The 20,598-nt window shown below is 59.4% G+C and carries 28 protein-coding genes and 2 tRNA genes; 9 read left to right on the top strand and 21 right to left on the bottom strand.

What is annotated here, in order from left to right; all coding sequences use genetic code 11:
• Nucleotides 1–17: 17 nt before the first annotated feature.
• From RCI06_RS04475 to RCI06_RS04400, 18 genes are all read right to left on the bottom strand, one after another.
• The gene (locus RCI06_RS04475) at nucleotides 18–428 is read right to left on the bottom strand and encodes a hypothetical protein (protein ID WP_306574586.1); all 411 of its coding nucleotides are present in this window, start codon (nucleotides 426–428) and stop codon (nucleotides 18–20) included.
• A gap of 23 nt (nucleotides 429–451) precedes the next feature.
• On the bottom strand, nucleotides 452–682 hold the full coding sequence (locus RCI06_RS04470; RefSeq protein ID WP_306574584.1) for a hypothetical protein: 231 nt from the start codon (nucleotides 680–682) through the stop codon (nucleotides 452–454).
• Nucleotides 682–948, bottom strand: coding sequence for a hypothetical protein (locus tag RCI06_RS04465; protein WP_306574582.1), 267 nt, complete (start codon nucleotides 946–948; stop codon nucleotides 682–684). Before RCI06_RS04465 ends, RCI06_RS04470 begins: the two co-directional genes overlap by 1 nt.
• Nucleotides 941–1,129 (bottom strand): Lar family restriction alleviation protein, encoded by a 189-nt coding sequence (locus tag RCI06_RS04460; protein WP_306574579.1) that lies wholly within the window; start codon nucleotides 1,127–1,129, stop codon nucleotides 941–943. The genes RCI06_RS04465 and RCI06_RS04460 overlap by 8 nt, the downstream gene beginning before the upstream one ends.
• Nucleotides 1,126–1,308: a hypothetical protein gene (locus tag RCI06_RS04455; RefSeq protein ID WP_306574576.1), complete on the bottom strand. Its 183-nt coding sequence runs from the start codon at nucleotides 1,306–1,308 to the stop codon at nucleotides 1,126–1,128. The genes RCI06_RS04460 and RCI06_RS04455 overlap by 4 nt, the downstream gene beginning before the upstream one ends.
• Nucleotides 1,305–1,562 carry a DUF551 domain-containing protein gene (locus tag RCI06_RS14350; RefSeq protein ID WP_373690842.1) on the bottom strand — a complete coding sequence of 86 codons (258 nt, stop codon included), beginning with the start codon at nucleotides 1,560–1,562 and terminating at the stop codon, nucleotides 1,305–1,307. Before RCI06_RS14350 ends, RCI06_RS04455 begins: the two co-directional genes overlap by 4 nt.
• 97 nt (nucleotides 1,563–1,659) lie before the next feature.
• On the bottom strand, nucleotides 1,660–2,217 hold the full coding sequence (locus tag RCI06_RS04450; RefSeq protein WP_306574573.1) for a DNA cytosine methyltransferase: 558 nt from the start codon (nucleotides 2,215–2,217) through the stop codon (nucleotides 1,660–1,662).
• 63 nt (nucleotides 2,218–2,280) lie between these two features.
• The gene (locus RCI06_RS04445; protein ID WP_306574571.1) at nucleotides 2,281–2,622 is read right to left on the bottom strand and encodes a RusA family crossover junction endodeoxyribonuclease; all 342 of its coding nucleotides are present in this window, start codon (nucleotides 2,620–2,622) and stop codon (nucleotides 2,281–2,283) included.
• Nucleotides 2,619–3,026, bottom strand: a complete 408-nt coding sequence (locus RCI06_RS04440) for a hypothetical protein (protein ID WP_306574570.1) — start codon at nucleotides 3,024–3,026, stop codon at nucleotides 2,619–2,621. The genes RCI06_RS04445 and RCI06_RS04440 overlap by 4 nt, the downstream gene beginning before the upstream one ends.
• Entirely contained in the window at nucleotides 3,023–3,763 is a 741-nt protein-coding gene (locus RCI06_RS04435; RefSeq protein ID WP_306574567.1) for a hypothetical protein, read from the bottom strand. Before RCI06_RS04435 ends, RCI06_RS04440 begins: the two co-directional genes overlap by 4 nt.
• A gap of 11 nt (nucleotides 3,764–3,774) precedes the next feature.
• Entirely contained in the window at nucleotides 3,775–4,212 is a 438-nt protein-coding gene (locus RCI06_RS04430) for a single-stranded DNA-binding protein (protein ID WP_306574564.1), read from the bottom strand.
• Nucleotides 4,202–4,504 (bottom strand): HNH endonuclease, encoded by a 303-nt coding sequence (locus RCI06_RS14345; RefSeq protein ID WP_373690844.1) that lies wholly within the window; start codon nucleotides 4,502–4,504, stop codon nucleotides 4,202–4,204. The genes RCI06_RS04430 and RCI06_RS14345 overlap by 11 nt, the downstream gene beginning before the upstream one ends.
• 8 nt (nucleotides 4,505–4,512) lie before the next feature.
• Nucleotides 4,513–5,043 carry a hypothetical protein gene (locus tag RCI06_RS04425; RefSeq protein WP_306574561.1) on the bottom strand — a complete coding sequence of 177 codons (531 nt, stop codon included), beginning with the start codon at nucleotides 5,041–5,043 and terminating at the stop codon, nucleotides 4,513–4,515.
• On the bottom strand, nucleotides 5,040–5,627 hold the full coding sequence (locus RCI06_RS04420; RefSeq protein WP_306574559.1) for a hypothetical protein: 588 nt from the start codon (nucleotides 5,625–5,627) through the stop codon (nucleotides 5,040–5,042). Before RCI06_RS04420 ends, RCI06_RS04425 begins: the two co-directional genes overlap by 4 nt.
• A gap of 11 nt (nucleotides 5,628–5,638) precedes the next feature.
• Nucleotides 5,639–5,851, bottom strand: a complete 213-nt coding sequence (locus RCI06_RS04415) for a hypothetical protein (protein WP_306574556.1) — start codon at nucleotides 5,849–5,851, stop codon at nucleotides 5,639–5,641.
• Between the two features lie 14 nt (nucleotides 5,852–5,865).
• The gene (locus tag RCI06_RS04410; protein ID WP_306574554.1) at nucleotides 5,866–6,408 is read right to left on the bottom strand and encodes a hypothetical protein; all 543 of its coding nucleotides are present in this window, start codon (nucleotides 6,406–6,408) and stop codon (nucleotides 5,866–5,868) included.
• Nucleotides 6,409–6,459: 51 nt separating this feature from the next.
• Nucleotides 6,460–6,741 (bottom strand): hypothetical protein, encoded by a 282-nt coding sequence (locus RCI06_RS04405; RefSeq protein WP_306574551.1) that lies wholly within the window; start codon nucleotides 6,739–6,741, stop codon nucleotides 6,460–6,462.
• 282 nt (nucleotides 6,742–7,023) lie between these two features.
• On the bottom strand, nucleotides 7,024–7,230 hold the full coding sequence (locus RCI06_RS04400) for a helix-turn-helix transcriptional regulator (protein WP_306574548.1): 207 nt from the start codon (nucleotides 7,228–7,230) through the stop codon (nucleotides 7,024–7,026).
• 164 nt (nucleotides 7,231–7,394) lie between these two features.
• On the opposite strand from RCI06_RS04400, the gene RCI06_RS04395 reads away from it, so the two are divergent.
• Entirely contained in the window at nucleotides 7,395–7,760 is a 366-nt protein-coding gene (locus RCI06_RS04395) for a helix-turn-helix domain-containing protein (protein WP_306574545.1), read from the top strand.
• Between the two features lie 549 nt (nucleotides 7,761–8,309).
• Complete coding sequence (locus RCI06_RS04390; RefSeq protein ID WP_306574543.1) at nucleotides 8,310–9,413, top strand: tyrosine-type recombinase/integrase; 1,104 nt, start codon at nucleotides 8,310–8,312, stop codon at nucleotides 9,411–9,413.
• Between the two features lie 119 nt (nucleotides 9,414–9,532).
• On the opposite strand, the gene RCI06_RS04385 is transcribed toward RCI06_RS04390, so the two are convergent.
• From RCI06_RS04385 to RCI06_RS04375, 3 genes are all read right to left on the bottom strand, one after another.
• Nucleotides 9,533–9,623 (bottom strand) — tRNA-Ser (locus tag RCI06_RS04385).
• A 43-nt stretch (nucleotides 9,624–9,666) separates the two neighbouring features.
• Nucleotides 9,667–9,753, bottom strand: a tRNA-Ser gene (locus RCI06_RS04380).
• Nucleotides 9,754–9,794: 41 nt separating this feature from the next.
• Nucleotides 9,795–10,424: a flavin reductase family protein gene (locus tag RCI06_RS04375; RefSeq protein ID WP_306574540.1), complete on the bottom strand. Its 630-nt coding sequence runs from the start codon at nucleotides 10,422–10,424 to the stop codon at nucleotides 9,795–9,797.
• A gap of 238 nt (nucleotides 10,425–10,662) precedes the next feature.
• Between RCI06_RS04375 and RCI06_RS04370 the strand changes: the two genes are divergently transcribed.
• The 7 genes from RCI06_RS04370 to RCI06_RS04340 all read left to right on the top strand — a co-directional run bounded on the left by RCI06_RS04370 (nucleotide 10,663) and on the right by RCI06_RS04340 (nucleotide 20,595).
• On the top strand, nucleotides 10,663–12,579 hold the full coding sequence (locus tag RCI06_RS04370) for an NAD(+) synthase (protein ID WP_306574538.1): 1,917 nt from the start codon (nucleotides 10,663–10,665) through the stop codon (nucleotides 12,577–12,579).
• 205 nt (nucleotides 12,580–12,784) lie between these two features.
• Complete coding sequence (locus RCI06_RS04365; RefSeq protein ID WP_101552622.1) at nucleotides 12,785–13,825, top strand: ABC transporter substrate-binding protein; 1,041 nt, start codon at nucleotides 12,785–12,787, stop codon at nucleotides 13,823–13,825.
• A gap of 116 nt (nucleotides 13,826–13,941) precedes the next feature.
• Nucleotides 13,942–15,465 carry a sugar ABC transporter ATP-binding protein gene (locus RCI06_RS04360; protein ID WP_306574535.1) on the top strand — a complete coding sequence of 508 codons (1,524 nt, stop codon included), beginning with the start codon at nucleotides 13,942–13,944 and terminating at the stop codon, nucleotides 15,463–15,465.
• Nucleotides 15,449–16,483, top strand: a complete 1,035-nt coding sequence (locus RCI06_RS04355; RefSeq protein ID WP_101552618.1) for an ABC transporter permease — start codon at nucleotides 15,449–15,451, stop codon at nucleotides 16,481–16,483. Before RCI06_RS04360 ends, RCI06_RS04355 begins: the two co-directional genes overlap by 17 nt.
• A complete protein-coding gene (yjfF, locus tag RCI06_RS04350) occupies nucleotides 16,480–17,469 on the top strand; it encodes a galactofuranose ABC transporter, permease protein YjfF (RefSeq protein ID WP_306574532.1) in 990 nt (329 codons plus the stop codon). Before RCI06_RS04355 ends, yjfF begins: the two co-directional genes overlap by 4 nt.
• 137 nt (nucleotides 17,470–17,606) lie before the next feature.
• Nucleotides 17,607–19,397 (top strand): sensor histidine kinase, encoded by a 1,791-nt coding sequence (locus tag RCI06_RS04345; RefSeq protein WP_306574529.1) that lies wholly within the window; start codon nucleotides 17,607–17,609, stop codon nucleotides 19,395–19,397.
• Entirely contained in the window at nucleotides 19,390–20,595 is a 1,206-nt protein-coding gene (locus tag RCI06_RS04340) for a helix-turn-helix domain-containing protein (RefSeq protein ID WP_306574525.1), read from the top strand. Before RCI06_RS04345 ends, RCI06_RS04340 begins: the two co-directional genes overlap by 8 nt.
• Nucleotides 20,596–20,598: the final 3 nt, after the last annotated feature.

Here is a 20,598-nt window from a genome sequence, read left to right as displayed (position 1 = left end):
AAATTTTTTAGGACATTCTAGGACATCTTTATCTCATCGAGGGCACGACCATGCAACCGAGTAACATTCCGGTATGCGTAGTTCAGCTCGACGGCAATTCGTTCCCACGTCCACCCGTCTATGTAGCGATACCGCAGCAGCAGCCGCAGCCGCTCGTCCTCAACCGTGCCGATCGCGACCTCGATCTCCTCCCGCAGGCGCACCCGTTCGCCCAGCTGGAGCGTCAGGCGGTTCTGCCACCGCACGATCTTTTCGACGGCCGCCTGCAGCTTGTCCTCGCCGTTCGACCCGCCGCCCGCGGCGCCCATCGTGGTGGTCGTCTTGCGGGACAGGCTTTCCCAGCGCAGGATCTCCTCCTCGGTGCGGCGGATTTCGCGCTCATTGTCGCGGTAGCGGCCGAGGTATGCCTTTTTCTCCTGATTAGTCATTGTCCCTCCAAAACTAGCATTTCTCAGTTCGGCTCGATCTTTACGAAATTGTATGCGGCAATCGCCCCATCCTGCATAACGACTCGGATGATATCCGGATACGGGACACGCGGATTACGGCCGTAGGTTTCCTCGATCGATGTCTCCGGGTATACTCCGATGTGCGACGCCTCACACGCTTTGATTTTTTCCTCGTTGGTCGATGTCCGCCCGCAAAAGTAGCAGGTATAATATTTTTTCGTGGTGATCCCCATTATTCTTCCTCCTTTAATTTTCCACGACTGCAAAAATCGTCTCTATTTTTCCGCTCTGGCCTATTTCCCCGCCTGCACAAAAGTACCCCCTCTGTAAAAACGGGAACCCCGCAATATCTGCACTCCCGGCAATAGCACCCACCAGCGGCATGAACGGGGTCGATTGTATTACTTAGATAGGAATTGCACAATGCCATAACTAGTCGGTAAAACTGGTCTGGTGTCATATTTTCAAGACGCTTAATTAATTCATCCTGTTCATTCATGGCTGTCCCTCCTGTTCCACTTCTCTATTGCTATTTCTTCGCTATAAAAACTATCGCTTGAAAAATCACAACCATGGCACCAAATAAAACCGGTTGTTGTGCTTTCAATTTGCTGTTCTTCGTCTGGAATAAAATTTACTCTATTACTTCCACAAAACGGACAAGGCAAAAGTTCACTCATGGCTGTCCCTCCAAATCCATCTTTGCCCCACAGTAAGGACAAAATTTGTACAAATCTTCTTTCATTTTTAGTCTGTGTTCCGCTTCTTCCGTGCTGTCACAGCCGTTGTAATATGCTTCTCCGCACACGGAACAATCAAAATAATCGTATTCTGTAAAGCGCCAGTATCCATGTATCATAGCTGTCCCTCCTCTGGTGGTTCGGGCAGCGGCATCCAGTGAGTGACACTCTTTCTATTTTCCCCCCACACCCAACCATCCGTTGCTAATTTGTCAAGATATTGTGATCCAACCTTCTTTACGATCAATCGATTTCCTATTGTTACATACCTATCGAATATGAGGACAGTAGTAAAGCGCAACATGCCATCGTCATGAAAAACAAGTCCTGCTTCGTCCTCCGGCAACCGGTCCTTAACGCTTATCCACCCCATCAGCGCACCTCCAAATGTTCTGCAAGTCCCGTCTCCGGGTTCAGCAGGCGGTCGTGGTATTTGCCGTAGTAGTCAATCGCTTTCATCGCTTGGCCTCCTATCTGTTCGCCTCGAAAAACGCCTTCGCGAATCCGGGCGGGGTGATACTGCGCATCATCTTTGTTCGCTCTGACTTACCGCCGTAACACTTCCACATCCTGCTGCCTTCCGTTGGTTCCACCGGGTTCCTGTCCGGAATGTTGAAGCGGCCCCACAGGTGTGTTTTTTTGGTGTACGGGTCTCCGAAATCACACGGGTCGAATGTCATCGTTGGCCGATGCATCCACCTGCGGATTCTCCCAACCGGGTTCTCCAGCGCCCAAAACGTGGGCTGGCTTCGAGCTATAATCTCCAGCACGGCGATCAGAACCCCCATGCTTTCCATAGTTCTCCCGTCCCGGTCTTTTTCGGCGAACCAGCGCGCCCCACTGCTCGCAAATTCCGTGCATGGCGGCGCGGCCAGTATCCCGTATACGCCTTCTGGCGGTATGTAGGTTCTCACATCGTATTCCGGCAGGGTAATCAGCCGAACATCATACCCCGCTTCTTTGTACGGGCGGCTCCAGCTTCCCGTACCGCCGCACAAATCTAAAATGATTTTGTTTCCGTTTTCCATTTCTGCCTCCAATCCCGGAGGCTACCGGTAGCCATCCGCCCGGTTAGCTACGCCGGGCGTTCGTTATTCTTCGATCTCGATCTCCGTCCGGGGATTCTCCCGGTCGTACTCTCCGCGCAGCTCCAGCGTGATGTGCCCGAAGCTGTCGTCCACGATGATCCCCGCCGCCGTCAGCCCATCCAGAATCATCTTCCCGCTGTAGTTGTCCGGGTCCCGCCTTCCCCTTGTGGGGAAGTAGTACGTCAGTCTCACCACGGCTTTTTCAATGGGCTTCTGCGGCCTTGGGCGGCAAAATATGGCGATCATCTCCGCCCACTCGCGCTTCGCCCTCTGGTACTCCCGGAAGTTCGTCCGCCCGATGTACCGGTTGTTGCTTGGAGGGATTTGGGGGATGGTATATTTCATCTCGCGTATTCCTCCATCATGGCGTAGTCCTCGGGTCCCAACCGGACGGCAAGGGCAAGATTCACCGATTCCACCGACCGCCGCAGGATTTCCGCGATCTCCCGGGTATCCATCCCCTCCCGGTTCCACTTCTGGCAGAGGTACACGGTGTCCACGGTGTGTTCCCGGTCCTTGTCCCGCATCGGGGCCCGCGCCGCCATAATCCTGCACTCTGCCGAACAGTAGACCGCCTTGTCCGCCGTCAGGAAGATCTTCCCGCAGTTTCGGCAGACCGCCTCGTGCTTTTGCGCGCGGTGTCTGGCCGCCTCCCGCCTGCGGCCGCATACCCTTGAGCAGCTTATCTGACGGCAGTTCCTCTGGACGAACGACTTCCCGCAGACCGGGCATATCATCGTTTTTCTCATTCCCCGCCTCCGTGTAGCATCCGGTGAATCTTCTCCATGTCGATGGACGACTGGTTCCCCGTCTGCGCTGATTTGTTCTGCTTCAGCGGCCTCGGCTGCGATCCTGTCCTCCGGTCCTTGCGCCACCAGTTGAGCACCGTCGCATAATGGTCTTTGTACCGCTTCCCATTCGAGGCCATATATCCGTCCAAACTTTCGATGTAGCTTAGAGCCAAGTCTTTACCCAATCGCTGGACAAGGCCCTCGTACTGCTCATCGGTCAACTGGACTTTTCCGAATTCCCCGTAGGTTTTTTTCTCGGGTGCGGGGATATCCCCCGTATATATTTCTTGCTTTCTTACTTTCTTATCTTTCTTACTTTGTTGTTGGTCGTGTGTTAGTTGACTGTTAGCCGCCTGTTGGCCGGGTGTTGCTTCGGGTGTTGCCTCCTGATACTTATCGTAGTTAACCACCGTAAACAAGCTGTATTGCGAGGTCGTCTCGTGTGTTAGCTCGCCTGTTGATTTCAGATGTTTTACCGCCGTGCGAACTCCCTGTAACGACAGACCAAGTTCACCGGATAAGTCCGCATAACTGCACACCCGTTGGCCCCGCTTCACAGTGATCCCCCGCCATTTGCGTTCGAAGTGATTCGCCGTCAAAATCAGGTGCAGAAATAAGCGTAGAGTGTTCGCGTCCTGATACCATTCCCACGTAAGCAGGGAGCGGTACAGTTTGATATATCCGCTCTCCAGCATCCAATCACCGCCTAAAACGGGAGATCATCCGAATCGCCTGTGTCCATCGGCTTATACGACGCGCCTCCGGAATCCCGCGCACCATTCTGCGGCGGTTCCTCACAGCGGATGTTCACGTCCCGGCCCGTGCTCTTCGGCTCTCCGAACTGAACGTTGTCCGCCACGATCTCGACCGCTTTCCGCTTGTTGCCGTTGCGGTCCTCGTAGCTGCGGGTCTGGACAGACCCCTCGACGATGATCATTTTCCCCTTGGAGAAGTACTGTGACACGAACTCCGCCGTGCCCTTCCATGCCACAACGTCCAGAAAATCCGTCTGCCGCTCGCCGTTCCGGTCGATGAACCTTCGCTCCACCGCCACCGTGAACGTGCACACCGCCGTCCCACTTGGCGTCTGACGCAGTTCCGGGTCCGCCGTCAGGCGGCCCATGAGGATGGCTCTATTGATCATATTCCCACTTCCTGTATATCAATTTGGTTTCGTCCCACCCGGGGTAGCGCGCCATGAGATATGCACGGATTTCGGCTTGCAAGGCCCTCCGCGCCCCGCTGTTGTCATAGGAGGTATGACACTTCTCGCAGAGGGTAACGACGTTCTGGGCCACTCCCAGCCCACCGTGTGAGCGCGGGATGTAGTGCGCGTTCGGGGCGGCGTTCGGAGACCCACAGAGGATACAGCATCCGCCGTCCCGCTCCCACACCTCGGCCTTGACCTGCGGAGAGATGTCGCACGCTTTCGTCATGCGGTGCTTCATGAGCCCCACTCCCGCTTCATCCGGGCGAGCTCGTCCGGGCTCTCCGTCTCGATGCCGAGTTCTTCGCACTCCTGTACGATCCCGCCGATGAACCGTGCCATTTCCGCCGTGTCGTATTTGCTGGACCCCTCATAGCACTGGCACTGCATCCCGGCTTTTCCATTGACCACGACGGGCCCCAGTTCCCGGACTACCCGGTAATCACGGCGTAGGATGTCAACCGCTTTCGGTGGAACGATCACATGCATGAATACGCCATACCGCTCGACCATATCCCGATAAAGCGCGTCCTTGTCACTGCCCACGGCGGAGGCGAGCTTTTCAAGAAGCACCCAGCAGTAGGCGTTCGCATCGAGGCTGCGCCGCTCCCGGTGCCTTTTTAGTTCGGCTATGTGCAGCTTCCCTTCCGGCATCTCCCGTACAAATGCCCGCGCTGGCTGGCGGTATTCGCTCGGAACCCGCAGGGAAAGCCATCCGCCCTGCTCATCCAGCTGGAAGCGCGCGGCGTCAAACTTGATCTGCCTCATTGCTTTTTCTGGCAGTCGATGCACAGGGGCCGTCTGTACTTCCTCGCCGAGAAGTCATGCACCTGTACAGTGATCTTTGCGCCGCAGTCCGCGCATTTCAGGATTTGTTCGTCCGTCACCTTCGGGTCTCCCCCTGTGGGACGCTCACGGGTCTGGCTGTATTTCGTCCGGTCTTTGTCCCAGTAGATATCCGCAGCCATACCCAGCGCCTTGCACGCCACGCTGATCGCGTCGGTAAGCGCCATCTTGTAGCACTCGTCAGAGGTATAGGGCCCGTTCTTCTCACTGGCGACGAACATGCTGCCGCCCGTTCCGGGGATGGGCCTGCTCCATTCTCCGTCCTCTTTTATGTACAGGTTGATGTCGCAAAAGGCCGCGATTTCTCCGCCCGCGCCCGGTTCCATCCACTTGTTGACGATCTCGTAATACCACCCCACCCCGCAGGGGCCGAAAACTTCCGTCAGCTTCTTGATCCGCCACATGGGGTTGATATCGGTCATGCCTTTCAGCCGCCCGCCCTGAATGGTCTTCCGGGCGCTCTCAGGGACGATTTTGACCTCATCGTAGATTGCCATATTCCCCATTTTCCCGCCTCCTATATATCGTCGTATTGTTCTTGCTTCTCCCGCAGTTCTTCTTCGAGTGCCTCGATCTCTTCTGCCAACAGATCAAGTTTCCGTTTCTTCCGCTCGATCTCGTTTTCAAGGTCTCCAATATCATCTAACAGGTCCTCCACTATGGGGTTCGGCGGCCTGGGATACCCCCACCGCATGATTGCCTGTATCGTGTAATCGTCCGGGCATCCCATCTTGACACCGCCTCCTAACGGTCTTTCGCTATTACATGCAGCGCCTTTTTTGCCGCATCAAAAAAAGACAGGTAAACATCCTCATGCGGGGTCCCGGCATGCGTTTTATGTACCTTTTCAATAAACTCGGATTCCGTTCCGGAAAAGCAGCCGCACCGGACAAAAATCGTATCGTCCTCCAGAAGGAAGCAATATGTTTTGCGTCGTTCACGACCTGCGCCCTCAAAGGATACAATGGCTTTGAATACATGCCCACTTTCGCAACTGCACCCCGCGCCGAAGCTGCACCCCTCGCCGAAGCGGCACCCCTCGCCGAAACGGCACCCCTCGCCAAAGCTGCACTCCTCGCCGAAGCTGCACTCCTCGCCAAAGCTGCACCCCGCGCCAAAGTTGCACCACTCGCCGAAGCTGCACCACTCGCCGAAGCTACACCTCTCGCCGAAGATACACCCCGCGCCGAAGCGACTGATTTCCGTATAATCCCCAGATGGGCAAATCAGACGCCCATAATCATCCCGCTCGAAATTCTCCATGTCTTCCAGCGTATACTTCTTCACTTTTGTCCTCCTTTGTGAATCGCAGGGCTTGACATCTCACATATTTTCGCGTTACACTTTAAGTACAGATATTTTTCTCGTGCGCCTTGTCGGTGTCCTACCACCGCGGGGCGCTATCTTTTTGCGCTGCGCCAGAGCGCGAGAAACAGGATCACGCCGGCTGCCAGCTCGCTGATGAGCATGCAGAGGTGTTGTTGAGTGATGCGGATTGTGATGATCCAGGTGCCGATTGTGTCTCCTCCTTTCGATATACATTTCAACGCCTGATACCACGATCATGAAGACCGCCAGCGGGCCCGCGATTGCCGCGAAGGTGACAAGGTTGTCCATCATGCTGGGGCCTCCTTCGTATCTCCGCGCATGAACTGGATAAACGCCAGCCGGGGTATTTTCACACGGGTTCCGACGCAGATTACAGGAAATCCGAGACGAGCAGGATTTCCACGAGCTTCCAACCTTATGTAATGCGGATCGCAGCTGAGGCAACTAGCTACCTGCTCCGGGGTCAATGTGTCCCGGTCTAGGGCCTCGATTTGTCGCAGCGTCATAATTGGCACCCTCCTTTCCCGCTTTGGGGAGGTTTCTTTAATTACTATTAAGTTCCATTTGTGGACGCTAGCTTAAAAAAACAGACGATACCAGCGCAGGGTCATCGATATTCAAGGCGCGCGCCATATCCTTAATTTCGGATGCATCTGGAAGTTGCCTCCCGTTCACAATGCGGTTTGTTTTACTATAGCACCATCCAATTTCTTTGGAAAAGGCAGATATGCTTCCGAACTTCGAAATCACAATTCCTTTTAGATTTATAATCTTGTCCACCTCTCCACCTCCAATCCGTTGTTCCGTTTGTGGACGGTTATATATTAACACAAGTCTGTTGTGCTGTCAACCCGTTTGTGGACAATTTTGTTTTTTTTCGGTTTTTCTAGTTGTATTTGTGGTCATAATATGATAAACTCAATTGCATAAGGGAGGTGACGGCGATGACGATGAAGATTATTTCTGATTTTTCAAAAAGATTTTCTGAACTCGTAGGCGATTCGAGTTATACCCAAGTTGGGAACGAAATCGGGTTATCAAAGCAAACCGTAAGTGCTTATATCAAAGGGGAGAGATCACCCAAAAAGCCAACAATTCAAGCTATCTCAACTCATTATGGTGTGAATCCTCTTTGGCTACTTGGATACGATCAGCCAAAATATATCGAAAAGAAGCCCACCACCGTTGCTGATGATGGGCTGTCTGATATAAAGCGTTCAGTAATAGAACAAATCAAGCTTATGGATGATGATACTGTAGAGGCTCTGTCTCGAATTGCAGATTCAATTCTTGCCGCACGCGAAAAATAAATAACCTCATTTCTTCAATTGTAAAGGATTGAATATTTTCAATAAGGGAATATCGTCTTGCGTCCTGTAAGCCGCAAGACGCGTCTTCTACAGCTTTGGCACTACGGGGAGAAGTTATGACGTTTATACGATCAGCAGGCGCAAGGCTGCACACATTGTTGTTATGTATACATATATCACTACCCTGACCGTTCATTTTGGTACCGCCTCCTTTTGTGCCAAAGGGACCGGGGCTCCGTCAATCCCGTCGTTGTTGTTTTGTCTTGCCTCATAATTTTACCATATTCAACAAATATTTTCATTGGTAATTTTTGTTTTGTTGTTAAATTCACAAAACATATGTTCTTCTTTGTGGACTTTCATTTTATCACAACCTTTAGTGGTAATCAAGCGGCAAAAAATACAAATGTGGATAATCCTTTTTGACTTTACTGCGCCGCTTACAGATAAGCGCATCGCCAGTGTTGACATAATATCATTTTTACTGTCCGTTAAGTTGGACACCCGAATTTTCGAGAACTGTAACATCTGCCATTGGAGGCGAAATATATGATCTGTGTGAAGTGCAAAAAGGAAATACCGGATGAATCCGTATTTTGCCTCCACTGTGGATGGGAGCAATCCAAGCGGGCGCCCCAGCGCAAAACCAAGAGCCGCGGGAATGGAACGGGGTCGATCTACCAACTCCCAGACGGCCGCTACAAGGTTGAGGTTGTGTTGGGCTGGGAGGCCGACCCCGAGACGCAGAAGGTCAAGAAAAAGCGCCGGACGGGGGTGTTTACTAAAAAGAAGGACGCCATCGCTGCGATTCCGAAGCTGTCCTGCAAAAAGGAAGAACGGCCTATCAATTTTCAAACACTTTATGCCGAATGGTCAGGGATACACTATCAAGCAATTTCAAAATCAAAGGAAACCGCCTACAAAATCGCATATAAAAAGTGCGCGTCTCTTTACTGGACCGACATAAAAGATATTCGGTTGTCGGAGATGCAGCGAGTCGTTGACGAGAAGGGGAGCAGCTTTTACACCAAACGCGACATCCGCGATCTGATGAGCCTCATGTGGCAATATGCGATGAAAAACGACTGGGTTGAAAAAAATTATGCGCAGTTCATTACCCTCCCTCAGCTTGAGGAAGGGGAGAAGAACCCATTTACTGGCGAGGAACTTCAGGCGCTGTGGAAGGACTATGCAGACGGAAATGCGTTTACTGGCTACATCTTGTTGATGTCTTATAGCGGGATGATGCCGGGGGAACTATTCATTGCCAAAAAGAACATGATAGATTGGGAGAAACGCACGATCCTCGGGTGTGGCTTAAAAACCAAAAAGCGCAAAGAAACCCCGCTGGTCATCGCAGACATTATTTTGCCGGTGCTGCATGACCTCTGCGAACACTCGGCAAGCGAGAAACTGCTGACCATGAATAAGGACAATTTCTACAGCCAGTTCCACGAGACGATGCGGCGATGTGGTTTCGTGACGGAGCACACCCCGTACGATTGCCGGCACTCGACAGCGACAGCGCTCGCTCTTGCCGACATCCCGGCGGCTGTTATCCAGAAGGTTATGAGGCACTCGAAATTCTCTACCACCGAACGGTATATCCACGTTGATGCGGCTCCTATGTTGGACGCGATCAACAAAATTTAGCGGGTTTTTAAGTGGGAATAGAGTGGGAATAGGCTGAATTTCAGCACACTTTTTCAAACCATTTCAGACAAATAAAAAACCCGCATGACAGCCATCAAACTGGCTTATCATGCGGGTTTTGGCGGAGATGGAGAGATTCGAACTCTCGCGCCCGTTTCCAGACCTACTCCCTTAGCAGGGGAGCCCCTTCACCGACTTGGGTACATCTCCAAATGGGTGGCGCGTCCAGGATATTTAGTTGTGGAGGGGATGTTGGCGGAGAGAGTGGGATTCGAACCCACGGCTCTTTCGAGTCACCGGTTTTCAAGACCGGCTCCTTAAACCGCTCGGACATCTCTCCGTACGTAACGCCAATCATAATACCATATTTATGGGGACAAGTCAAGTGGTTTCCCCGCGCGGAGCGCGGCGGCGGGCGGATTTTTTGCCCGGGGCGCGGCGCTTGGCGGCGGGCTTTTTGCGCACCGAGAAGCCGAAGGTGCCGAGGCTTTTCCCCAGCGCGAAGTATTCCCCGTGGGCGTAGGCGGCAAGCCCCGCGGAGCCCAGGTGCAGCTTGCCGGCGCGGTCGATGAGGGAGGGGTCGACGCCGACGGCGACGATCTCGGCGAGAAACATGTCGTGGGAGCCGAGCGGCAGCACCTGCCGCACGACACATTCGAGCGAGAGGGGACACTCGGCGACCGAGGGGGCCGACACCTTGCCGGAGGCCTCGGGGGTGAGGCCGCAGGCGGAGAACTTGTCAAGGTCGCGGCCGGAACGCACGCCGCAGAAATCGGTGGCGCGCACGAGCGCGGCGGTCGTGAGGTTGACGACGAACTCCCCCGTCTCGGAGATCAGCCCGTGGGAATACCGTTCGGGGCGCACCGAGACATAGGTCATGGCGGGATTCGTATTTACGATGCCCGTCCACGCGACGGTCAAAAGGTTCGGCTTTTCGAGCGTTCCGCAGGAGACGAGCGCGGGCGGCACGGGCGCGAGCAGCGTCCCCGGCTTCCAAAGCAGCTTCGGCATGTATAGGTTCCGCCCTTTCCGGTCAATTTATCCTTAGTATACCATCATTCCGCCGCAAGGTGCAACGTTTTACGGATTTCTTTGGTAGACAAGCCCAATTTGGACGGGTATAATTGTAGTCAGACGGACCGCGGCCGGTGCCCGGGCACCGGAGGAACGGCCGGACCGGCGGCGTCAATTTCGCCGGGGCTTGCCCGGTTGGGGAAGCCGGAAAGAAAGCGGGAAGGGATGACCTCCAATGAAGGATGGACTGATCAAGGCGGCGGTGGGCACGCCGGAAATCCGGGTGGCGGACTGCACCTACAACGCGGCGTCGGCCGCTGCGGCGGCCAGGCGCGCCGCGATGGAGGGCGTGCGGATTTTGGCGCTGCCCGAGCTCTGCCTGACGGGGTACACCTGCGGCGACCTCTTCCTGCAGGACACGCTGATCGAGGGGGCGTATGCCGCCCTCGAGACGGTGCGCCGGGAGACGGAGGACCTCGACATGCTCCTGGCGGTGGGGCTGCCGGTTATGTGGCACGGAAAGCTCTACAACTGCGCGGCGGTCCTTTGCCGCGGGGAGGTGCTCGGGCTGGTGCCCAAGACCCATCTGCCCAACTACGGCGAATATTATGAAAAACGGTGGTTCGCCCCCGCGCCGGAGGAGAACGGCTATCTGACGGGCGTCTTTGGGGAGGACGTGATCCCCTTCGGCGCGAAGCAGCTCTTCCACTGCGAGGAGCTGCCTGGGCTGGTGCTCGGCGTCGAGGTGTGCGAGGACCTGTGGGCGCCCTGCCCGCCGTCGATCACGCTCGCGCAGGCGGGCGCGACGGTGCTTGTGAACCTTTCGGCGGGGGACGAGACGGTCGGCAAGGCCGCCTACCGCCGGGAGCTGGTGAAGAACCAGTCAGCGAGGCTCGTCTGCGGCTACCTCTATGCCAACGCGGGCGAGGGGGAGTCGACCACCGACATGGTCTTTTCGGGGCACGGGCTCATCGCGGAGGACGGCGCGCTGCTCGCGGAGAAGCCGCCCTTTACCGGCGGGTTCGCCGTCACCGACCTGGACATCGGCCGGATCACCGCCGAGCGCAGGCGGCTGACCACCTTCCCGGCCGCCGTCCGCGAGGGCTACCTGAGCAGCACCTTCTCCCTCTCCCCATGCGAGACGCCGCTCACCCGGACGGTGCCGCGGCACCCCTTCCTGCCTTCGCCGGAGGAACGGGACGGCTGCTGCGAGCAGGTCCTGCAGATCCAGTCGCGCGGGCTTGCACGGCGGCTCGCCCACTCGGGCGCGAAGACCGCCGTCGTGGGCATCTCGGGCGGGCTCGATTCGGCGCTCGCCCTGCTCGCGGCGGTGCGCGCGGCCGATCTGCTCGGCCGTCCGCGCGCCAGCGTGCAGGCGGTGACAATGCCCGGCTTTGGCACGACCGCTCGCACGAAGGGCAACGCGGAACTCCTCTGCGAACGGCTCGGCGTGAGCTTCTCCTGCGTGGATATCGCGGACGCGGTCGGCGTGCACTTCCGCGACATCGGTCAGGACCCCGGCCTGCGCGACGTGACCTATGAAAACGCGCAGGCGCGCGAGCGCACCCAGGTGCTGATGGACATCGCCAACCGCGCGGGCGGGCTGGTGGTCGGCACGGGGGACCTCTCCGAGCTGGCGCTCGGCTGGGCCACCTACAACGGCGACCACATGTCGATGTACGGAGTCAACGCGTCGGTGCCCAAGACGCTGGTGCGGGAGCTCGTGGCATACGAGGCGGACCGCGCCGGCGATCCGGTCCTCACAAAAGTGCTGCGCGACATCCTCGACACCCCGGTGAGCCCCGAGCTGCTCCCGCCCGCCGAGGGGGAGATCGGGCAGAAGACGGAGGATCTCGTGGGGCCCTACGAGCTGCACGACTTTTTCCTCTACTACCTCGTGCGCTGGGGATTTTCCCCCCGCAAGATCCTGCGCCTCGCCCTGCGCGCCTTCGACGGCCAATACGGGCGCGAAACGATCCTCCACTGGCTGCGGACCTTCTGCCGCAGGTTTTTCGCGCAGCAGTTCAAACGCTCCTGCCTGCCCGACGGGCCGAAGATCGGTTCGGTCTCCCTCTCGCCGCGCGGCGACTGGCGGATGCCGAGCGACGCGGCCGCCTCCCTCTGGCTCGCGGAGCTCGACGCGCTCTCCTGATCCCGCGACACAGCCTCCCGGCCCCCGCACAGCGGGGGCCGGGAGGCTTTTTTGACGCGCCCGGACGGGCTGAGGGGAAACCGGCGCCTGCTAAAAAATCGCATATTTTGGCCTTTTCATTGTAAAGACTTTCCAGCGGGCGGGTGGTAGGATAAAAACACCGAAAGGGAGAAACACCCGAATCTGCGAGAAGGAGAAAAGAAAAATGAAAAAGAGAATCCTGGCAATCGTCCTGGCAGTGTGCATGGCGTCCATGGTGTTCGCGGGGTGCGGCAGCGAGCCCGCGGCGGCTCCGGCCCCGGCCGATACGCCCGCCTCCGCCGACGCGGCCCCGGCTCCTGCCGAGCCTGCCGCCAAGCCCGCCAACGACAAGCTCGTCGTCGGGTTCGCGCAGATCGGACAGGAGTCCGGCTGGCGTGACGCCGAGACCCAGTCCATCCAGTTCTACGCGGGCCAGAACATCGACACGATCGACCTCAAGTTCGCGGACGCGCAGCAGAAACAGGAAAACCAGATCAAGGCGATCAAATCGTTCATCGACATGGGCGTCGACGTCATCGGGCTCGCCCCCGTCGTGGAAACCGGCTGGGACGCGGTCTTCACCGAGGCCAAGGAGGCCGGCATCCCGATCGTGCTCGTCGACCGCAAGGCTGACGTTCCCGAGGACCTCTACGCGACCTTCATCGGCTCCGACTTCATCAAGGAGGGCAACGACGGCGCCGACGAGATGGCGCGCCTGCTCGACAACAAGGGCAAGATCGTCGAGCTTGAGGGCACTGTGGGCGCCTCCGCGGCCAACGACCGCAAGAAGGGCTTCGACGACCAGATCGCGGCCAAATATCCCGACATTGAGATCCTCGCCTCCCAGACCGGCGACTTTACCCGTGCGAAGGGCAAAGAGGTCATGGAGTCCTTCCTGAAGACCTACGGCAGCGAGATCCAGGGCGTTTTCGCCCACAACGACGACATGATGCTCGGCGCGATCGAAGCGATCAAGGAAGCCGGACTCAAGCCGGGCGTCGACATCAAGACCGTCTCCTGCGACGGCGTCAAGGGCATCTTTGAGGCGATGGCCGCCGGCGAGGCGAACGTCACCGTCGAGTGCAACCCGCTGCTCGGACCCCAGTTCTTCGAGACCTGCGCCAAGCTCAAGGCCGGCGAGACGGTTGAGAAGTGGATCAAATCCGAAGAGGGCGTCTACCGCGCCGAAACCGCGGCCGAGGACCTGCCGAACCGCGTCTACTGATCCAAGTCTTTTCATTCTTTCTTCCCAACACGAATAGAAACGTTGAAATCCGCTCCGGCGCTGGGTCGGAGCGGATTTCGACAGTCATGCAGGAATAGCGAGAGGAGGATACGGCGATGGATGCGGAAAAGCTGCTTCTGCGCATGGAGCACATCTCCAAGCGGTTCCCGGCGGTCGTGGCGCTGGACAACGTGGAGTTTTCCCTGCGCGCGGGGGAGATTCACGCGCTGCTCGGCGAAAACGGCGCGGGCAAATCCACGCTGATCAAGGTGCTGACCGGCGTGGAACAGCGCGACAGCGGGACCGTCTGGCTGGAGGGGAAGGAGATCTTCCCCCGGACCCCGCAGGAGGCGCAGGAGACCGGCATCAGCACGGTGTATCAGGAGGTCAATCTCTGCCCCAACCTGTCGGTGGCGGAGAACATCTATATCGGCCGCGAGCCCCGCAGGGCGGGGCGCATCGACTGGAAAACCATCAACCGGAAGGCGGCGGAGCTGCTCGGCCGGTTTAATCTGAATATCGACGTCACCCAGAACCTCGACGCCTATTCGGTCGCGGTGCAGCAGATGGTCGCCATCGCGCGCGCCGTCGACATTTCGGCCCGGGTGCTCATCCTCGACGAGCCGACCTCGAGCCTCACGGCGGTCGAGGTGCAAAAGCTCTTCGAGATCATGCGGATGCTCAAAAGCCAGGGCATGGGCATCATCTTCGTCACCCACTTCCTCGACCAGGTCTACGAGGTCACCGACACGATCACCGTGCTGCGCAACGGCGAATATGTCGGCACCTACGCGACCGCCGAGCTGCCGCGGGTCCAGCTGGTCGGCAAGATGATCGGCAAGGAGTACGCCGAGCTCGAGGGCAGCGCCGCCGTGAAGGGCGGCGAGGAGCGGATGGGCGAGGTGCTCGTGGAGCTGCGCGGGGCGGGCTCCGCCTCGATCCCGGACGTGAACCTCGAGATCCGCCGGGGCGAGGTGCTCGGCCTCTCCGGGCTGCTCGGCTCGGGGCGCAGCGAGACCGCCCGGCTCATCTTCGGCGTCGACCGGATGGAGCGGGGGGAGGTCGACGTGCGGGGCAGGAAGACGGAGGTGCGCGGCACCCTCGCGGCGATCCGCAGTGGATTCGCCTTCTGCCCCGAGAACCGCAAGACGGAGGGCATTGTGGGGGATTTGACCATCCGCGAAAACATCGTCCTCGCCCTCCAGACCAAGCGGGGGATGCTGCGGGCGATCTCCCGCGCGGAGGCGGAGAAGATCGCGGACGAGTACATCGAAAAGCTCGCGATCAAGACCCCCTCGCAGGACCAGCTGATCCGCAACCTGTCGGGCGGCAACCAGCAGAAGGTCATCCTCGCCCGCTGGCTTGCCACCAACCCCGACCTGCTGATGCTCGACGAGCCGACGCGCGGCATCGACATCGGCACCAAGGCGGAGATCCAGAAGATCGTCATCCAGCTGGCCGAGGAGGGCATGGCGCTCATCTTCATCTCGTCCGAAATCGACGAGATGCTGCGCTGCTGCAACCGCATGGCGGTGCTGCGGGACAAGGTGAAGGTCGCCGAGCTCTCCGGGGAGGAGATCTCCGAGGCGGCCATCATGAATCTGATCGCGGGAGGTGCGCAGAATGAACAGCCGGCTTAAAAAGCTCACGAAGTGCCAGTCCTTCTGGCCGCTGATGGTGCTGCTCGCCATCCTGCTCGTCAACGGCGTCGTGTCGGGCGGCGCCTTCTTCCAGATGAGGATCGTCGACGGCCACCTCTACGGCAGGCTCATCGACATCCTGCGCAACGGCTCCAAGCTCATGCTGCTCGCGACCGGCATGACGATGGTACTCGCCACCGGCGGCACCGACATCTCGGTCGGGTCGGTCATGGCGATTTCGGGCGCGATCGCCTGCTCGGTCGTCGACGGGCGCATCCTGTCGTCGCTCGGCGGCAGCGTCACGGCCGCGGTGCTCATCGCGGTGCTCGCGGGTGTCCTCTGCGGCGCGTGGAACGGGCTGCTCGTCTCCAAGATCAAGATCCAGCCGATCGTCGCCACGATGATCCTCATGGTGGCGGGGCGCGGCATCGCGCAGCTTATCACCGACGGCAAGATCGTCACCGTCAATTCGGACGCCTACTACTTCATCAACGGCGGCTACATCCTCGGACTGCCCTTTCCCCTCTTCATCGTCGGGTTCTTCGTGCTGCTCATCATGCTCTTCACCAAGAAGACCGCGTTCGGGCTCTTCGTCGAATCGACCGGCTGCAACCCGGTGTCGAGCCGGTTCGCGGGCATCAACGTCGACCGGGTGAAGCTGGTCATCTACACCTTCTGCGGCGCGATGGCGGCCATCGCGGGACTCATCGAGTCGGCGGGCATCAAGGGCGCCGACTGCAACAACGCCGGCCTGATGATCGAGATGGACGCGATCCTCGCGGTCGCGATCGGCGGCACCTCCCTCGCGGGCGGGCGGTTCTCGATCCCCGCCTCGATCGTCGGCGCGCTGATCATCCAGTCGATCACCACCTCGGTCTACGCGATGGGCGTCGCCCCCGAGGTCACGCAGGTGGTCAAGGCCCTCATCGTCGTCGCGATCTGCCTGGCGCAGTCGAAGAAGTTCAAGGCCGCCGTCGCGGCCAGGCTGACCTCCCGGAAGGCGGTGAGCGCGGCGTGAGCACACTGGAAAAAACAAGGCGCAGGGGCGGGATCAAAAACGTCTCCCTCTTCATCACCGTCATCCTCTTCGTGGGGCTGTTCGCGGCGGGGTCGGTCAGATACGACCGCTTCCTCTCCCTCTCCACCTTCTTGAACCTCTTCAACGACAACGCCTACCTCATCATCGTCTCGGTCGGCATCACCTTCGTGCTGCTGACCGGAGGCATCGACATCTCGGTCGCCTCCACTCTCGCGTTTACCTGCGTCTTCTCCGCCTTCCTGCTGCGGCTGGGAGTGCCCGCCTTCGTGGTCATCCCGCTGGTGCTGCTCATCGGGCTGGGCGTCGGCGCGCTGATGGGCTTCCTCATCCACAGCTACGATCTCCAGCCCTTCATCGTCACCCTCGCGGGGCAGTTCTTCATGCGCGGGCTGTGCGCGGTGATCAGCACCGAGTCGATCCCCATCTCCGACGGCTTCTACAAGAGCATGGCGCTGGGCAAGGTCGCCTTCGGCAAGGCGAAGCTCTATTACTACGTGTTCATCGCGCTGGCGGTCGTGGCGCTCGCCTACTACGTGCTCAAATACACCAAGTTCGGCCGCGGGGTCTACGCGGTGGGCGGCGGCGAGCAGTCGGCGGTGCTCATGGGGCTTCCGGTGGCGCGCACCAAGATCTCCGTCTACGCGATCAGCGGCTTCTGCGCGGCGCTGGCCGGCGTGGTGTTCAGCTTCTACACGCTGGCGGGCTATTCGCTCCAGAACATGGGCCTCGAGCTCGACGCGATCTCCTCGGCGGTCATCGGCGGCACGCTGCTCACCGGCGGTGTCGGCACCGTGATCGGCACGATGTTCGGCGTGCTCATCCAGGGCGTCATCCAGACGATCGTCACCTACCAGAACCTCAACACCTGGTGGACCAAGGTCACGATCGCGGCGCTGCTCTGCGTCTTCATCGTCATCCAGCGGATCATCGCCATCCGCGCGGAAAAGCTTAAAAACAAGGGTTAACGCGGGCTTCGCGTGACTGCCGGTCCGGCCGCTTTGACAAAAGCGGCCGGACAATCTTGGTTATATTGAACCTGCCGCGAAAGCGGTTTTTCCGCTATAATGGAAAAGTCCGGAAAAACGGGAAAGGGGGACGCGCGATGAGGCGGCTTTGGGAGCTCTTCCAGAACAACCGGTTTCGCAACAAGATGGCGATCACCTACGTCTTTATGGCGCTCATCCCCCTGGTCATCTTCGCCGCGGTGAGCGCGGGGGTCTTCCTGTCGCAGGCGCGGCAGACGACGATGGCCCACACCGCGCAGATCACCGGGCAGGTGAGCAACTCGATCGACATGTACATCAGCACGATCGACAAGATGGCCGATTACCTGACCTGCATGCTCCAGCGCAGCGGGATGCTCGAGGACGCGGCGGCGTGGGAACGGATGCAGACGCCCGTCTCGAGCACCCTCAGCGACATCGCGCGCTCCCACCCCGAGATCGCGGGCATCCTGATCGCCACCGAGCAGGACGACAGCGTGAGCACGGGGATGAGCCGCATCTCCCGCGACCCCTTCACGGGCGAGAACTGGTACCGGCTGGCGTCGACCGAGCCCGACCGGGTGGTGCTGGTGGGCAGCACGACGGGGCGGAACATCGTCACCAAGCAGGACTACAGCGCGGACAACGTCTTTTCGCTGGCCAAGGCGGTCAAGGACCGCCGGACGGGCGAGGTGCGCGGGGTCATCCTCTTCGACGTGAGCCACGAGATCATCACCGACTCGATCAAGAACGTGACAATCGGGGAGAAGGGGTTCGTCTTTGTCGTCGACTCCGACGACAACATGGTCTTCACCCCCGTCAACGAGATCGTCTACCGCGTCGACCCCGCCTGGCTCGACGGGGACGCGGGCGTCCCGGTGACCGCGCAGATCGCGGGCGGGCGCTACCAGATCCGCTACGAGCAGAGCGGCTTTACCGGCTGGAAGACGGTGGGCGTCTTTTCCCTCGACGAGGTCATGGGCGGCATCAACACGATCGTCTATGTGCTCATCCTCTGCATCGTCGGGACGGGCGCGCTGGTGCTCTTCGTATCGCTCCAGCTCGCCAACTCGGTCACCAAGCCGATCTCCAAGCTCCAGAAGCTCATGAAGCAGGCGGAGTCGGGCGACCTGTCCGTGCGGTTCAACAGCCTCTACAGCGACGAGATCGGCGACCTCGGCCACAGCTTCAACCATATGATCCACCGCATCGACCACCTGATCCACCGGGTGTACGAGGAGCAGCAGAGCAAGCGGGACGCCGAGCTCAAGAGCCTGCAGGAGCAGATCAAGCCCCACTTCCTCTACAACACCCTCGACACGATCAGCTGGATGGCGCGCGACTACGGCGCCGACGACATCGTGAGGCTGGTCGACGCGCTCACCAGCATGTTCCGCATCGGCCTCTCCCACGGCAAGGACTTCATCAGCGTGCAGGAGGAGATTACCCACGTCTCCAACTACCTCTATATCCAGAAGATCCGCTACAAGGACAAGCTCAATTACGCGGTCGACGTCCCGGCCGAGCTTTCGGGCTGCCTCGTGCCCAAGCTGATTTTGCAGCCGCTCGTCGAAAACGCCATCTACCACGGCATCAAGCAGAAGCGGGGCGGCGGCACGATCGCCGTCACGGGGCGGATGTCGGAGGAGGGGCTTCGCATCACCGTGCGGGACGACGGCGCGGGCATGCCGCCCGAACGCCTCGCGGCGCTGCGGGAACAGCTCAAAAAGCCGCTCGACGAGATGGAGAAGACGAGCTTCGGGCTCTTCTACATCGCGGAGCGCATCCGGCTGTGCTACGGGGACCGCTACGGGATATCGCTTGACAGCACGCCGGGGGAGGGCACGACGGTGACGGTCTCGCTGCCCGCCCGGGCGGAATTGATCAACCGGGAGGTTTTCCATGTATAAGGCATTGATCGCGGATGACGAGGAGATCATCCGGAGTGGCCTTTCTCGGCTGCTCGCAAGGGACCCGGACTTTGAAGTCGCCGCGCTGGCGGAGGACGGGGAGCAGGCGCTCGAGCTGGCCGCCGAGCGCCTGCCCGACCTGCTGCTCGTCGACATCAACATGCCCTTTTTGAACGGGCTGGAATTCATCGAGCGGCTCGAGGGGGTGCTGCGGGGCGCGGTCATCATCGTCATCACCGGCTACGACGATTTTTCCTACGCGCAGCAGGCGCTGCGGCTGGGGGTGTTCGACTACCTGCTCAAGCCGGTGATGGAGGACGCGTTCTACGACGCGGTCGGGCGCGCCAAGCAGCAGCTCCAGACCAACCGCAGGCAGGTCAAATACCTCGACTGGGCGCGCATGCAGCTCGAAAAGAACCGCTCGTCGCTCGTCGCCGCCTTCCTCGACGGCTGGCTTGAGGGGCGGTACAGCGAGCCGGAGGTGGCCGAGCAGCTCGGCTACCTCGGCATCTCCATCCCCGAGCCCTACGGCGTCACGGTCGCGCACCTCTCGGTGAACGAGGGGAAGACGATGGTGGGGCAGGAGTGGGACGAGAACCTGCTCTATTACGCGGCGGAGAACATCGCGCGGGAGCCCTTCGAGCCGCTCGGCCCGGTGACCTCCTGCAAGAACGCGAGCGGCGATCTCGTGGTCCTCTCCTCCTGCCTGCCCGCCGCGCGCTGGAGCGCCACCGCGCGGGAGCTGCGGGAGCTGCTGGAGGAGCACCTGCCCGCGCAGGCGGTGCTGTCGCAGGTCCCGGGCGACCGTCTGGCCGGTCTGCCCGAGGTGTACGACGACGCGATGGAGCTGCTCGAGCAGCGGGAAAAATGCCCGCAGTCGGTGCTGGAGGCGCGGCGTTACATCGAGGAGCGCTACGCCGACCCCTGCCTCTCGCTCCAGGGGGCGGCGGACCGCCTGCACCTCTCCCCCCAGCACCTGAGCCGCCTCTTCCGCCACGAGACGGGGGTCACCTTTGTCGACTACCTCTCGCGGGTGCGCATCCGGCGGGCGGTCGAGCTGCTCGCCGACGGGGAGCTCAAGATGTACGAGATCGCGGAGCGGGTGGGTTATTCAAGCCAGCATTATTTCAGCAGCGCCTTCAAAAAGGTGCTCGGCGTCTCCCCGATGGAGTACCGGAGGGGCGGCGCCGCGCGGTGACGG

This window comes from Anaerotruncus massiliensis (ex Togo et al. 2026) (assembly GCF_030825285.1).
In the GTDB taxonomy this organism is placed as follows: Bacteria; Bacillota; Clostridia; order Oscillospirales; family Ruminococcaceae; genus Anaerotruncus; species Anaerotruncus massiliensis.
The sequence above is the reverse complement of the archived record's forward strand: the minus strand, read 5'-3'. Positions and strand labels throughout refer to the sequence as shown.

Coding starts and splice junctions, on each gene's coding strand:
- RCI06_RS04460 (WP_306574579.1), bottom strand. CDS start 1,129: ATGAGTGAACTTTTGCCTTGTCCGTTTTGTGGAAGTAATAGAGTAAAT.
- RCI06_RS04345 (WP_306574529.1), top strand. CDS start 17,607: ATGAGGCGGCTTTGGGAGCTCTTCCAGAACAACCGGTTTCGCAACAAG.
- RCI06_RS04465 (WP_306574582.1), bottom strand. CDS start 948: ATGAATGAACAGGATGAATTAATTAAGCGTCTTGAAAATATGACACCA.
- RCI06_RS14345 (WP_373690844.1), bottom strand. CDS start 4,504: ATGACGAAAGCGTGCGACATCTCTCCGCAGGTCAAGGCCGAGGTGTGG.
- RCI06_RS04355 (WP_101552618.1), top strand. CDS start 15,449: ATGAACAGCCGGCTTAAAAAGCTCACGAAGTGCCAGTCCTTCTGGCCG.
- RCI06_RS04405 (WP_306574551.1), bottom strand. CDS start 6,741: ATGATGGACAACCTTGTCACCTTCGCGGCAATCGCGGGCCCGCTGGCG.
- RCI06_RS04365 (WP_101552622.1), top strand. CDS start 12,785: ATGAAAAAGAGAATCCTGGCAATCGTCCTGGCAGTGTGCATGGCGTCC.
- RCI06_RS04475 (WP_306574586.1), bottom strand. CDS start 428: ATGACTAATCAGGAGAAAAAGGCATACCTCGGCCGCTACCGCGACAAT.
- RCI06_RS04455 (WP_306574576.1), bottom strand. CDS start 1,308: ATGATACATGGATACTGGCGCTTTACAGAATACGATTATTTTGATTGT.
- RCI06_RS04420 (WP_306574559.1), bottom strand. CDS start 5,627: ATGGGGAATATGGCAATCTACGATGAGGTCAAAATCGTCCCTGAGAGC.
- RCI06_RS04370 (WP_306574538.1), top strand. CDS start 10,663: ATGAAGGATGGACTGATCAAGGCGGCGGTGGGCACGCCGGAAATCCGG.
- RCI06_RS04395 (WP_306574545.1), top strand. CDS start 7,395: ATGACGATGAAGATTATTTCTGATTTTTCAAAAAGATTTTCTGAACTC.
- RCI06_RS04440 (WP_306574570.1), bottom strand. CDS start 3,026: ATGAGAAAAACGATGATATGCCCGGTCTGCGGGAAGTCGTTCGTCCAG.
- RCI06_RS04340 (WP_306574525.1), top strand. CDS start 19,390: ATGTATAAGGCATTGATCGCGGATGACGAGGAGATCATCCGGAGTGGC.
- RCI06_RS04450 (WP_306574573.1), bottom strand. CDS start 2,217: ATGGAAAACGGAAACAAAATCATTTTAGATTTGTGCGGCGGTACGGGA.
- RCI06_RS04425 (WP_306574561.1), bottom strand. CDS start 5,043: ATGAGGCAGATCAAGTTTGACGCCGCGCGCTTCCAGCTGGATGAGCAG.
- RCI06_RS04390 (WP_306574543.1), top strand. CDS start 8,310: ATGATCTGTGTGAAGTGCAAAAAGGAAATACCGGATGAATCCGTATTT.
- RCI06_RS04435 (WP_306574567.1), bottom strand. CDS start 3,763: ATGCTGGAGAGCGGATATATCAAACTGTACCGCTCCCTGCTTACGTGG.
- RCI06_RS04360 (WP_306574535.1), top strand. CDS start 13,942: ATGGATGCGGAAAAGCTGCTTCTGCGCATGGAGCACATCTCCAAGCGG.
- RCI06_RS04415 (WP_306574556.1), bottom strand. CDS start 5,851: ATGGGATGCCCGGACGATTACACGATACAGGCAATCATGCGGTGGGGG.
- RCI06_RS04430 (WP_306574564.1), bottom strand. CDS start 4,212: ATGATCAATAGAGCCATCCTCATGGGCCGCCTGACGGCGGACCCGGAA.
- RCI06_RS04445 (WP_306574571.1), bottom strand. CDS start 2,622: ATGAAATATACCATCCCCCAAATCCCTCCAAGCAACAACCGGTACATC.
- RCI06_RS04470 (WP_306574584.1), bottom strand. CDS start 682: ATGGGGATCACCACGAAAAAATATTATACCTGCTACTTTTGCGGGCGG.
- RCI06_RS14350 (WP_373690842.1), bottom strand. CDS start 1,562: ATGGGGTGGATAAGCGTTAAGGACCGGTTGCCGGAGGACGAAGCAGGA.
- RCI06_RS04375 (WP_306574540.1), bottom strand. CDS start 10,424: ATGCCGAAGCTGCTTTGGAAGCCGGGGACGCTGCTCGCGCCCGTGCCG.